Here is an 11,529-nt window from a genome sequence, read left to right on the forward strand (position 1 = left end):
CTGAAGGACGCGCACGAGGCCCGGGTTGCAGCCCGGCGAGAACTACGCCAGGATCCCCTATAACCCCTCCCGCGACTGATGGGTATTTAAGACCCGATCTGGTGCATTTTCTCTGACACACCTCGGGTTCGCGGCTAACAGCCGGTATTGTCGTCGCTCGTCCTCGAACCGGCGCTGGTGGCGTCTTCGGAGCGGTGTAAATAGCTCGACGAGGTAGGTGCCGTGAGTGGATCTTAGGCAGCCTCGCTGGCGGCGGCGAGGCCCGCCGCGAGGTCAAGATCATCTTGGTGCGCCGTTCGACACCGTCACCATTGACACGACCGGCACCTACGGCATCGTCATCGACAACATCACCGGCAGCGCCACCTTCTCCAACACCAAGGTCTCGGGCACCCCGGGCGGCCTCTCCAACCCGACCACCACGTTCACCATCGTCAGAAGCCCCGGCAACTCCGGCTCTAGCCGCCTGATCCCCACAAGCGGCGAGCCGCGTTCTTATGCTCGGAGACATGACCATTCAGCGGATGGACAACGTCGCCATCGTCGTCGACGATCTGGACGCGGCTGTCGCGTTCTTCACCGAGCTCGGCATGGAACTGGAAGGCAAGGGACAGGTCGAAGGCCTTTGGGCGGACCGCACCGTCGGACTCGACGGCGTCCGGAGCGACATCGCGATGATGCGGACCCCGGACGGCCACAGCAAGCTGGAGCTGACCAAGTACCACACCCCCGCGGCGTCCTGCGCCGAGCCGGAGAACCCGCCGCCCAACACGCTGGGCCTGCATCGCGTCATGTTCGCCGTCGACGACATCGACGACACCATCGCCCGCCTGCGCGCCCACGGCGCCGAACTCCTCGGCGAGGTGGCGCAGTACGAGAGCATCTTCCGGCTCTGCTACCTCCGCGGTCCCGCGGGCATCATCGTCGCCCTGGCCGAACAGATCGGCTGACACGAGCCTGCCGCGTGGGGCGGGTGCATCAGCGATGCACGAACGGATCGCATGAGCATGCTGATACAAACCGTTCTCCGCGCGGCGCGACAAATGAAGGTCAGCGTGTGAATGCCGGTCAAAGGTTCGCGCGCCGCCACGATCCCGAACGCACAGCGCAGCAGGCCGGACGTCGGCGGCGCGGCCGCCGGGGCGGACGGCCACCGGTCTTCGACCCGAACACCTACCGACGCAGCTTCGTGTTCCTCGGCAAGTGCGGGGCCTTCCTGCGGGTCGGCAGCTGCTTGCAAAGCAAATCAAACTCCAGTTCCTATCGGTGACGCAAAGCCTGTGACTTACGCCTGACAGTGTGAGAAACGTCCGCTGATGTTCGTGATCACCTCTGCCGGTTGTCACGCAGACTGTCTATGCGGCTGCCAACCACGAACCGCTCACGAGTTCTTCATTTCCAATGAGACCCGGGAAACCCTCGTCGTCTCCTGGCGGTCGCACGGCGCGCAACCTCCCAGAAGATCGAGGCTTTGGACGCCAGGGCGCCCAGCGGCAGGACGTTCTCACGTACTGCCCCGATCTGCGCCGGCATCACGTGGCGGATCCGGCCCTGACCTCCGGTCTGGCCGTACGGCCGGTTTCGGAGTTAGGTGAAAGATCTCGAGAACGATTAGTGAGTTGTGCTACAAGGTAGCACCGTATGGCACCATGTTGTAGACTCCAGATGTGAGCACTCCTGAGCCCGACCGCTCCCACGAGATATCTCAACGCGACCTGCGCAACCGCTCAGCGGAGATCATGGATGGTCTGGAGCGTGGGGAGCGGTACGCCGTTACCCGTAATGGCCATCACATCGGTGATCTGGTCCCTCTTCGCCGCCGACGCCGGGCCGTGTCACGCGCCGAGTTCGCCGCCGTGTCGCGTGGCATGCCACGGCTGGACGACCGTAAATATCGCGAGGACATGGACCGCCACGTCAACGACGATCTCTACGACCCTTACGATCGCGCATACGGCAGACGCGAGTTCGCGGAGGACGAGGGATGACCCACGCCCTAGGGCTGCTCGACACCAACATCCTCATCCTGCGCGCCGGCATCGATCCCGACGAGCTCCCCGATGAGATGATGATCAGTGCCATCACCACCGCAGAACTCTCGGTCGGCGTCTTGGTGGCGACAGGGCCGCAAGAACTCGCCCAGCGAATGAAGATTCTGCAGACCGCCGAAGCCGAATTCGACCCACTCCCCTTCGACGACACCGCAGCCCGCGAGTACGGCCAGTTGTGGACGGCCGTCATCGCCTCAGGACGCAAACCGCGCCCCCGCACTGCAGATCTGATGATTGCCAGTGTGGCGATCGCGAACCGGCTACCCCTTTACACCTGCAATCCCAAGGATTTCAAGGGCCTGGACCACCTGATTACGGTAGTTCCTGTCACTCGTCCCCAGTGAATGGCACGGCATTCGCGCCTGGCCGCCTGCCTCGACCCGCGCTTCTGAGGCGCTCATCCTGAAAGATGCGCGGTGGCCCTGCACAAGATCGAAAAGACCAATTCCCGGCCTGCTCTAGTCGTGTGATGCTGTGCGTCGGAGTAAGGGTCGTGCGGTCTTGTTGCTGTACTTCGCTGCTGTACGAGCTAGCGATCACTCCAACGCTTTGGCCTCCTCCACTCGCCCCAGCGCTTGCAACAAGAGCGTCAGGCTGCCACAGCTGGTCAAACGTCCGCGTGCTTGCTGACACCGCCGTCTGTCTCTTTCCGGCACATGCACGAGCTCGCGTTGGTGCATGGCGGACCCGTTGGCCGCTGGCCTCATCCTCAAGGAGCGATCAGAACTGGAGTCCCAAGAGGCAGTTTTGCCAGCACCTTGAGCGCGCGAGCAGGCACCCTGATGCAGCCGTGCGTGACGGCCTTGCCGAACACCTTCCGGTCCGGCCAGCCGTGGAAGGCGACCGTGCCGGGACCGCCGCCGAAGGTGTCGAGCGTCGGTGAGTGCGTGCCGAGGGGCAGAATCAGCGGGCTGTAGGCCTTCTTCTCCTTCGGCGACATCAGGGCCAGCAGGAAGGTCCTGCCCACCGGGGTGGGCGTCTCAGGGCCGCCGACAGCCACCGTCCAGGTGCCGAGCTTCTTGCTCGCGTTCATCACGGTCAACTGCCTGGTGCCCAGCTTCACGATGGCGCGGTAGCGGCTGCGCGCCTTCTCCAGGCCCTTGGCCTTGATCCAGCCGGTCACGTGGTTGGGCTTGCTGGGCAGCAGCACGCGGTACCAGCCCTTGCGCGCCTCCACCACCGGGACCCAGGTCTGGCTGCCGAGCTGCTTCGCCGGGAGGGTGGCCGCGGGCTTGCCGCCGGGGTGGGCGTAGACGGCCACCGTGCGTGCGGGGTGGACCACGATGCCGCTCAGCTTGCCGTACGTGTCGGTGTCCTGCGGGAGGCCGCTCAACTCAGTGAACGTGGTGGCCTTGGGTAGTGCGGTCGCCGTGACCGAGGGGCCGGCGGCGAGGGTGACGGGCGACGCGGCAACGCCGGCGGAGGTCGAGGCGACGAGGCTCATGGCGACGAGAGAGGCGCCGATGAGTCGGCGGGGGGCATCGAGCGGCACGATCGGCTCCTGAGGTTTCTATGACACATACGACACGAACGCATAACCATCTGGCCAGGTAGATAACGGTTTGGAACGTTTGAAGATGCTCCGCCAACGGGTGTGACATTTTTACACACATGAGCCATCTGAGGCTCAAGTGCTCTCATACACCCCGAGGTGCGATCGTGACACCCCCCAGGCTTTCTTCGGTCCGTCGCTGGTTCACAGCGGCACTCATGTTCGCGGTGGCGGCGCTCGCGGTGCTCGCCATCTCCAATACGGCCTCGGCTGGAGCGGTCCAGGCAACGCCCGGCGACAACGGCGACGTCAAGATCCACAAGTGGACGACGCCGGAGGACGACCAGCGCAACGAGCCGCACGTCTGCGTGTTCTATCTAGTCGGATTCAACTTCGACGAGGCCGAGCAGGTGAGCTGGGAGATCAAGTCCTGGCCGCCCACGGGTGACAAGACCACGGTGAAGAGCGGCACCCTCGTGCTCGACAAGGACGGGCATGGCCGTACCGTCGACATGACCCTGCCGAACGGGCACTACAAGTTGTTCTGGGACTTTGCAGGGAAGAAGGGTGCGCCCAAGCACAAGGTGTTCTGGGTCAAGTGTGAGCCGACGCCCACCCCGACGGTGACGCCTTCCCAGACGCCGACGCCGACGGTCACCCCGACGGTGACGCCCTCCCAGACACCGACGCCGACGGTCACCCCGACTCCGACTTCCACACCCACTGCGACGCCCACTGCGACGCCCACGGTGACCACTACCCCCACGCGGACGCCCACCTCGACGCCGACGCCGAGCAACACGCCGACCCCCACCCATCCCGGTAAGGATGATCGCGAGACGGCGACCCACGACTGGTTCGAGTGGGATGGCAGCGTCACGCAGACGCAGGACGAGCCCAAGCCCGCACCCACCCCGACGCCGGTGAAGACCAACATCCCGGTCACTGGCTGACACGCGACACCGAACGACGGAGGGCCCGGATCAAAGCGATCCGGGCCCTCCGTCGTCTGTCAGCTTCAGACGAGCATGCGCAGCGGATCGGCGGCCTTCCTCACCGCCTACGAACGTCACCAGAACCAGCACAGGCCGCACCAGGCTCTGTCCCTACGCCCACCCACGCATAGACCGGCCGAAGTGGTCGATCTCTCGGTCGGGATACAGAGACGAGACGCCGTCGACGTCGGGATCGGCGCGGGCGAGACCGGCCTAATGATCGCGACCACCGGACTGGGCGGCATCGTCGGCGCCATGGTCGCGCGGCCGATGGCGGCACGGTTAGGCAGCGCGCGGGCCGTTCTGCTCGACAAAGCCGGCCTGGCCCCCACTGGCCTGCTGATCCCGCTGACGGATCGCGGGGCTGGACTGGCGCTGTTCGTCCTGGGCGGCGTAGTGATCGTCGCGGGGGTCGTGGCAGGAAACGTGGTCTTCTCCGGCTTCATCCAGACGTATGTGCCGGGCGAGCTGATGGGCCGGGTGACGTCCAGCGTCCAGCTGGTCAACTTTGGCGCGATGCCGCTCGGCGGCGTCCTGGCCGGCGCACTGGCCGGTGCGTTCACCGTCCGCACGGCGTTGTGGACGATGATGATCGGGTTTGTGCTGAGCGGCCTGATCCTATTGGCCAGCCCCCTGCGCCGCTTGCGTGATCTGCCGTCCGGCCGGCTGGGCACCCGCCTATGACCCATGCGTGCCGAGCCCTGGTGCGATGCTGTTCGGCACCACCACCGACGAGACGACGTCGTTTACCATCCTCGACCGGTTCATCGAGGCCGGCGGCAGCCTCATCGACACCGCCAACAACTACGCGTACTGGGTCAATGGCACTCAGGGTGGAGAGAGAGGCGCTGCTTGGCCGCTGGCGCCGAAGTCGCGGCGTTGGGGATGAGGTCGTCATCGCCACCAAGCTCGGAAGGCAGCCCAACATTCCAGCGACCGCCCTCACCCACGACCTTGAGGGCTTGTCTGCCTAAGTGATACGGGAATCTTCGGAGCGAAGCAGGGAACGGCTTGGCATGGACAAGCTGGACCTCCTGTACGCACACGCATACATCGAAGGTCCCAGGGGCTTTGGCAAAGCCTGAGCGAGGTGTGGGAGGCCATCCATCGACAGGGCCAACGCAAAGCAGTGAGTATGGGTATTGTTGGGTCGGAACATGCAAGAATTAACCATTTAGATCGTGAGAGTTTGCTTAAGATGATACTTATATCATTTATTGCCCGCTCAAGGCAAGAACTTGTGTGCAAAAATTTAGATATATTGATTCATCCCAATGACTATTACCACATTAACATGCTTGAGGTTGCTGCATTCTTGCGGACTTTATAGCACCTTGAGTCTTGTTGTTATTATGTTGAGCTTCTTGTCACTCAACGCGATTTTCCGACTCTGCCTCGCTGATCCAACCCTGGCTGCTTCTGCGGAGATTCTGTGAAGGCACAAGAGCGCGCCTCCCGCTTTTAAATACTACCGTAACTGCGCCATCTGGGTGGTGGATACTTGGGGCGTTCACGGCCAGCTTGACGACACCCTCTCCCAGAAGATCATGAACTACGGGCAGCCCGGGTCGCCCCACGCTTCCGTCTCCTAGAAGTGGCAGCAAGAAATCTTCGCTTGAAGGGCGACCCTGTGAAGTAGCTGGACCAACCTCGATTGAACGCTGCAGATCTCTAATCCGATCGAGAACTTCACCAAGCAAATCGTCGGCCGAACGTCTAGGCATATCCACTCCGACATCACTTGCGTGGCGTATATTGTCGATCTCGTCGACAAACGTTTGCCAATTTCGTTCAAAAGCTCGTTCGAGCCTTTTTATGTCAAGCGGTGCCGCGCATGCGTCGTTCAAGGAGCTGACTAGCTTGTGCGTGTCATTCTTATTAGTCGCGGCGGTTGCCTGAAACTGTGCGAGCGGTCCTGTTATTGACGATGACTGAACGCCTAGTAGCACAGGTCTTACTCTTGCGCTTTGCAAGGACTTCGCTAAGGCGCCGGCTTCAAAGTTAAGCCAAGGCTCTTGGAGATTTTCCTTGGTTACGCATATGATCCCGTGATCTACTTCGCTAAGCTGTGTGCCAATTTCTGTCGCCCACCGTTGGCCTTTATCAATGTCTTCACTGGACATCCAAGGTTCTACCTGCTGAATGACCTCGGGCAACCACGCCCGAAGAACGAGCGCCATCTGATGACTTAGCTGCTTCGACCAACTGAGGAAGATCTTCACGAATCGGCTCCGAACATGGACTAAGTGGCGGGCCCTCAGGTTCGCACCGAGTTTATTTTGGACCTATTAGATCAAGCATGTAAAGGTAGAGTCTTGTACCGAGGGTCCTGGCGCAGCGGAACAGGCTTGTCGACTAGCCGGAGAGAATGACTTAGCCCGGTGGCGGATGGCGACGGTGCTAACCAACATCATCTCTGGTCCGTCATCAGTGCAACCCCCGTACGAATTAGTGCAGAAACGAGTAGCAGGAGTCTTCGAGTGGCCGCCATTGCTGTCAAGCAGCGCGGCCCGAGTACGGCCGTGCGCGAGAACGGCCCCCAGGCCGCACGCGCAGCGTGCGGCCGAGCGCAGGGCCGCGCCGGCGGCGCGGAGCGCCGCCGCTTGATCCCCTATAAGAACAATTCGGCAATGCTCGGCATGGGCTGGTGGTAGAACGCTCGGTGTGGCAGAGCGACGGGATCGGCTGAGGGCGCTGGGCGAGCTGCTGCGGCGGCTGCGCAAGGACGCGGGTCTGACCGGTAAGGATCTCGCGCAGCGGGCACAGGTGGCGCAACCTACTATCTCGCGGATCGAGACAGGCCAGCTTCTCCCCACGCCTGAGACCGTTGAGCGGCTGGTCTCCGCGCTGGGTCTCGATGAGGCGGGCCGGGCCGAGTTGGATGCTCTTGTCGTACGGCTCCGTGATGAGGTGTCTCGGCTAAAGGGTGGCCTTGCTGGCCGGGAAGCAGCCAACGCCGCGCGGGTCCGGGCGGGGCGACGGGTGGTGTCGTTCCAGTCGGCAATGGTGCCGGCCCTCTTGCAGACCGCCGAGTACGCTCGGCTGGCGCTTGCGGTTGGTCGCGATGTCGACGAGGGTGACGCGGCCAAGGCTGCGGCGGTGCGCGTGGAGGGGCAAACGGTCCTGTTCGACTCGGTGCGAGAGTTCTCGTTCCTGTTGACCGAGGGCGCGGTGCGTACCTGGCCGGGGCCACCGTCGTTGATGTTGGCTCAACTCGACCGGCTGGCCATGGTAGCCACACTGTCGCACGTGACCCTCGGTGTCGTGCCCTGGTCCGTACAAGTGCCGGCGTTCCCCCTGCATGGATTCACGATCTACGACGGTTCGGTGAGTGTGGTCGAAACGTTGACGGGTGACCTCAGGCTCAGTGAGGCCGATGAGCTGGCCACACACATGGACACCTTCGAGCAGTTCGCGGCTGTGGCGGTGTACGGCGATGCGCTGCGCCGAGTGCTCGGGTCGGTGGCCGACGACTATCGAGAGCTGGCGAGCCGTCCAGAGAAGTGACGCATTTATGCGTCGAATAGCTTGAGCTTCTTCTAGCGTCGCTCATACGCTGGCGCCATCAGATGTATAGCCCCCTAGACGACGGAGCTTGCCCATGTCGGCCTGGCGCTTCTCCCGCTACTTCCTCGGCTCCGCCCCGTCCATCACTGAGGCGCGACGCTTCGTAGTCGCACTTCTGCGAGGCTGGCCCGTAGTCGATGAGGCCGAACTCATCGTCAGCGAGCTGGCCACCAACGCGATACGTCACTCCGCCAGCGGGCGTTTCGGAGGACGGTTCCTAGTGAGCGTCCAAGCTCATCCGGATCGCCTCTGGCTTGGCGTACTCGATGAGGGCGGCCTGTCCTCACCCAAGGCTTTCCGCCCGTGCCCGGAGGGCGAAGGTGGGCGCGGCCTGCTGCTCGTCGCCAGCCTGGCGATCGACTGGGGCGTATGGGGAGACGAACGCGGTCGGACGGTGTGGGCCGTGCTGCACGCAGGGTCGCAGGCGGCGTCATGCGTATGACCCGCTGTCTGTCGCCTCATGTTCCTCCGCCGCAGCCATCGTGCGTGAAGCTCGACTGGTACCCCGCTCATACGGGCGAACGGCCTCGGACGGTCGCCTGGACATGCGACTGTCGGGACGTCTATTACGAACTGTGCGAGTCTGGCGGCTTGGGCTTCATTCGGCGCGTCGCGAAGGAGCGGCGGCGGATCGTCGTCGAGACTCATCGGGTACGGGTCGGCGAAGCTCAGGCCTTGTGGGTTGCGCTACTTTCGGGCATGGCTCGATGAGCCCGCGGGGTGTCCCCAATCGGCGGCCGGTGATTCGTGCAGTTAGTTCAAAAAGCGGCGAACCGATCGAAATCGTACTGTCAAGGGGGATAGACGGCATACTGTCTAGGGGCCTAGACTCCCCTCAGTGATCAGAGGGGGATCCATGCCGCCGGGTGACGTCGAGCGCATTGCCGCGATAGAAGACCCGTTCCAGCTGCTGCGGGTCGCCACGGAGCGTCTCAACGCTGCTCAGCAGGAGGTCGCCGAGCTCTCGCGGCTACGGCGACGAGTGATCCAAGAGCTGCATGCTCAAGGACTCTCGTACGCACAGATCGCCAAGGAAGCCGGCCTCACGAGGGGGCGGATTCACCAGATCCGGCACACCGGTCCAGCCCCCGAAGGGGCTTTTCTCGGCACGGGCACGATCACCCTGGTCACGCCGCTCAAGCGCGAGGCCACCAACGCCCGGCCTGTTGTCGCGATGGAGGATGTCACTGCGGCCAAACGACTGGAGGACCTTGCCCGCGGCTTCGACCTACCAGTGGAGTTGGAGCACGTCCCCCTCGGCGGAGAGATCGACATCAATCGGCCGAATCTCATTGTGATCTGCGGCCCCAGACTTTCGACCGTCATGGGCGCGCTGTACGAGTCGGATCCTGTTCTGGAGTGGGTCAAGGACGACGTCTGGACGTTGCGCGATAGCCGTACCGGCACGGTCTACCGCTCCGGCTCGGACAGCGAACCGGCTCGGGCCGTGGATTACGCCTACCTCGGACGGCTTGGGTGTCCGGACGGCAAGGGCAACCTCCTGGTGTTCACCGGCATCCATCCTCAAGGCACGCTCGGCGTGGTGCAGCTCCTCCAAACCGAGGTCGCGACGCTGTGGGGGCAGGTAGGCGACAAGCGCTTCTCGACCGTCGTGGGCGTTGAATACGACCCAGCCACTGGGGAACCGGTGAAGGCGGAGCTTGCCAGTCCGCTGTACCGGCACGAGGAGGACTGAGACGTGCGGGTCACCTTCGCCACGGAAGCTGCACCCGGTCGGCCGAACGAGGACTTCGTTGCTGCGGCTCCTGATGCGGCCGTCCTCCTCGACGGCGCCGGCACTCCGCCAGGCTCCGACTCCGGGTGCTCGCACGGTGTGGCCTGGTACTCCCGTACGCTCGGCTCCACCCTCTTGACTGCCATGTCCCAGAGCGCCGGCACCTTGGCCGAATTGCTGTCAGTGGGGATCAAGTCGGTCTCGTCCCTCCATGACGGGACCTGTGATCTGGCTCACCCCGGGTCACCCTCGGCCACGGTGATCATGCTGCGCCATGTCAACGACACCCTGGAGTGGTTGGTCCTGGCCGACTCCGTCCTCCTCTTGGACGTCGTTGAGGCGGCAGAACCTGTGGTCGTCTGTGATGATCGCGAGGCCCAGGTCGGGGCGCTCCATCGCGCCGAAATGGACTCTTTCGCCTCCGGCAGCGACGAACATGTCTCGGCTCACCGGCGCTACGTCGAGACCCTGCGGTCGTACCGGAACCGCGACGGCGGCTTTTGGGTAGCCGCCACCGATCCCCTCGCCGCCGACCAGGCACTCACCGGCAGCATGCCCGCCGACCGGATCCGCGCCGCCGCACTCCTCAGCGATGGCGCATCACGCCTCGTCGACCGGTTCCATCTCGCCGGCTGGCGCCAAGCCCTCGACATCCTCGACCAGCACGGCGCAGCCGAACTCATCCACCAAGTCCGTACGGCAGAGCATTCCGACCTCCACGGCCATCGCTGGCCGCGAGGAAAGACCCTCGATGATGCCACGGCCTGCTACCTCGCTTGGTAGAGCCCATAGCCTGTGCCTGTGGAGGCGTACGAATGGTTCGACTGCGATGGCGACGACTTACCCGACGACCAACGCTTGTTCGTCAATGAACTCCGGGCACGCGCACAGCACTGGCCAGCAGCGCCAGTGGACACCTTCATCGTTCGACCGGGCACCGACAGTGGATTGGTCGCGTGCATGGACGTCGATGCACCGGACGAGCCGCTCAATCTCCTGGTTGCCGGCATCCATGTGTCGGGCAACCGTCTTCAGGGGGACCGCGTCCACAATCAGCTCTACACGCTGCCTGATAGGCCAACCAGCTTGGCCATCGTGGCCGACGGGTCGATGCCAGAGCTCGCGGAAACGGCCGCAGCATGGTTCGAGAGGATTCTGAGGCGCCCCATCGCCCGCCATGAGTGGACCCGGTTCGGCAGGGTGTACGCCTACGAATACCTGTTTTCCGACACGCTTGAAGGCCTGTGTCAGATGTACGACGACAGCCTTGCGCCGCGAGGGCTACGCAAGTCTCTGATGCGGTCAGGACATGTCTACGGAAAGGGCTGGGTGCAGGTCAGAGGCATAGGGAAGCCTGATCGGATCATCCACGTGCGTGGCGATCTCTCCTGATCCTTATGACGTTCGCGAGGATTATGTTTACCCCCGGCAACGGCTGTCGGTTTCGACTGCGGCCAAGGCCTATCGCCTGCTGCGGGCGGTCCTGATGACGGCCGTTGAAGAGGACAAGCTGATCGCCCGAAACCCACGCCGGATCAAGGGCGCTGACAACGAGCACACACCTGAGAGGGCGTTACGCGAGTTGATGTCCGCTTCGTCGCTTGCGCTGGATAGTGCAGGCTGGTCAGGGCAGGGTTCGCCGGGCTACGGGAGCGGTTGAGCGAACAAACCCGGCTCGTTCTCCACGAG

Annotated in this window: 15 protein-coding genes; 13 read left to right on the forward strand and 2 right to left on the reverse strand. The window is 63.5% G+C overall.

Annotation, left to right across the window (positions count from 1 at the left end):
* Positions 1-524 precede the first annotated feature (524 nt).
* From ACTWQA_RS57575 to ACTWQA_RS57585, 3 genes are all read left to right on the forward strand, one after another.
* Positions 525-950 carry a VOC family protein gene (locus tag ACTWQA_RS57575; protein WP_443167258.1) on the forward strand — a complete coding sequence of 142 codons (426 nt, stop codon included), beginning with the start codon at positions 525-527 and terminating at the stop codon, positions 948-950.
* Between the two features lie 717 nt (positions 951-1,667).
* Positions 1,668-1,988 carry a type II toxin-antitoxin system Phd/YefM family antitoxin gene (locus tag ACTWQA_RS57580; RefSeq protein ID WP_103957053.1) on the forward strand — a complete coding sequence of 107 codons (321 nt, stop codon included), beginning with the start codon at positions 1,668-1,670 and terminating at the stop codon, positions 1,986-1,988.
* Complete coding sequence (locus ACTWQA_RS57585) at positions 1,985-2,395, forward strand: type II toxin-antitoxin system VapC family toxin (protein ID WP_443167245.1); 411 nt, start codon at positions 1,985-1,987, stop codon at positions 2,393-2,395. The genes ACTWQA_RS57580 and ACTWQA_RS57585 overlap by 4 nt, the downstream gene beginning before the upstream one ends.
* A gap of 365 nt (positions 2,396-2,760) precedes the next feature.
* Here ACTWQA_RS57585 and ACTWQA_RS57590 read toward each other — a convergent pair whose 3' ends face one another.
* Complete coding sequence (locus ACTWQA_RS57590) at positions 2,761-3,543, reverse strand: L,D-transpeptidase (protein ID WP_443167246.1); 783 nt, start codon at positions 3,541-3,543, stop codon at positions 2,761-2,763.
* Positions 3,544-3,710: 167 nt separating this feature from the next.
* Between ACTWQA_RS57590 and ACTWQA_RS57595 the strand changes: the two genes are divergently transcribed.
* The 4 genes from ACTWQA_RS57595 (at position 3,711) to ACTWQA_RS57610 (ending at position 5,868) form a co-directional block, all read left to right on the forward strand.
* Positions 3,711-4,496 carry a hypothetical protein gene (locus ACTWQA_RS57595; RefSeq protein WP_443167247.1) on the forward strand — a complete coding sequence of 262 codons (786 nt, stop codon included), beginning with the start codon at positions 3,711-3,713 and terminating at the stop codon, positions 4,494-4,496.
* A gap of 75 nt (positions 4,497-4,571) precedes the next feature.
* Complete coding sequence (locus ACTWQA_RS57600; RefSeq protein ID WP_443167248.1) at positions 4,572-5,222, forward strand: MFS transporter; 651 nt, start codon at positions 4,572-4,574, stop codon at positions 5,220-5,222.
* Between the two features lie 25 nt (positions 5,223-5,247).
* Positions 5,248-5,427, forward strand: coding sequence for a hypothetical protein (locus tag ACTWQA_RS57605; RefSeq protein WP_443167249.1), 180 nt, complete (start codon positions 5,248-5,250; stop codon positions 5,425-5,427).
* A 201-nt stretch (positions 5,428-5,628) separates the two neighbouring features.
* Positions 5,629-5,868, forward strand: a complete 240-nt coding sequence (locus ACTWQA_RS57610; protein WP_443167250.1) for a macro domain-containing protein — start codon at positions 5,629-5,631, stop codon at positions 5,866-5,868.
* Positions 5,869-5,905: 37 nt separating this feature from the next.
* Here the strand turns inward: ACTWQA_RS57610 and ACTWQA_RS57615 are convergent, their stop codons facing one another.
* The gene (locus tag ACTWQA_RS57615) at positions 5,906-6,760 is read right to left on the reverse strand and encodes a TIR domain-containing protein (RefSeq protein WP_443167251.1); all 855 of its coding nucleotides are present in this window, start codon (positions 6,758-6,760) and stop codon (positions 5,906-5,908) included.
* 442 nt (positions 6,761-7,202) lie between these two features.
* Here ACTWQA_RS57615 and ACTWQA_RS57620 point away from each other — a divergent pair, with 442 nt between their 5' ends.
* The 6 genes from ACTWQA_RS57620 (at position 7,203) to ACTWQA_RS57645 (ending at position 11,500) form a co-directional block, all read left to right on the forward strand.
* A complete protein-coding gene (locus ACTWQA_RS57620; RefSeq protein ID WP_443167252.1) occupies positions 7,203-8,045 on the forward strand; it encodes a helix-turn-helix domain-containing protein in 843 nt (280 codons plus the stop codon).
* Positions 8,046-8,139: 94 nt separating this feature from the next.
* Positions 8,140-8,547, forward strand: coding sequence for an ATP-binding protein (locus ACTWQA_RS57625; RefSeq protein WP_443167253.1), 408 nt, complete (start codon positions 8,140-8,142; stop codon positions 8,545-8,547).
* Between the two features lie 414 nt (positions 8,548-8,961).
* Complete coding sequence (locus tag ACTWQA_RS57630; protein ID WP_443167254.1) at positions 8,962-9,801, forward strand: sigma factor-like helix-turn-helix DNA-binding protein; 840 nt, start codon at positions 8,962-8,964, stop codon at positions 9,799-9,801.
* A gap of 3 nt (positions 9,802-9,804) precedes the next feature.
* On the forward strand, positions 9,805-10,623 hold the full coding sequence (locus ACTWQA_RS57635) for a protein phosphatase 2C domain-containing protein (RefSeq protein WP_443167255.1): 819 nt from the start codon (positions 9,805-9,807) through the stop codon (positions 10,621-10,623).
* Positions 10,624-10,641: 18 nt separating this feature from the next.
* Entirely contained in the window at positions 10,642-11,232 is a 591-nt protein-coding gene (locus tag ACTWQA_RS57640; RefSeq protein ID WP_443167256.1) for a hypothetical protein, read from the forward strand.
* Positions 11,216-11,500 carry a hypothetical protein gene (locus tag ACTWQA_RS57645; protein ID WP_443167257.1) on the forward strand — a complete coding sequence of 95 codons (285 nt, stop codon included), beginning with the start codon at positions 11,216-11,218 and terminating at the stop codon, positions 11,498-11,500. The genes ACTWQA_RS57640 and ACTWQA_RS57645 overlap by 17 nt, the downstream gene beginning before the upstream one ends.
* The last annotated feature ends 29 nt before the right edge of the window (positions 11,501-11,529 follow it).

Source organism: Nonomuraea sp. 10N515B (assembly GCF_052245915.1).
Lineage (GTDB): Bacteria > Actinomycetota > Actinomycetes > Streptosporangiales > Streptosporangiaceae > Nonomuraea.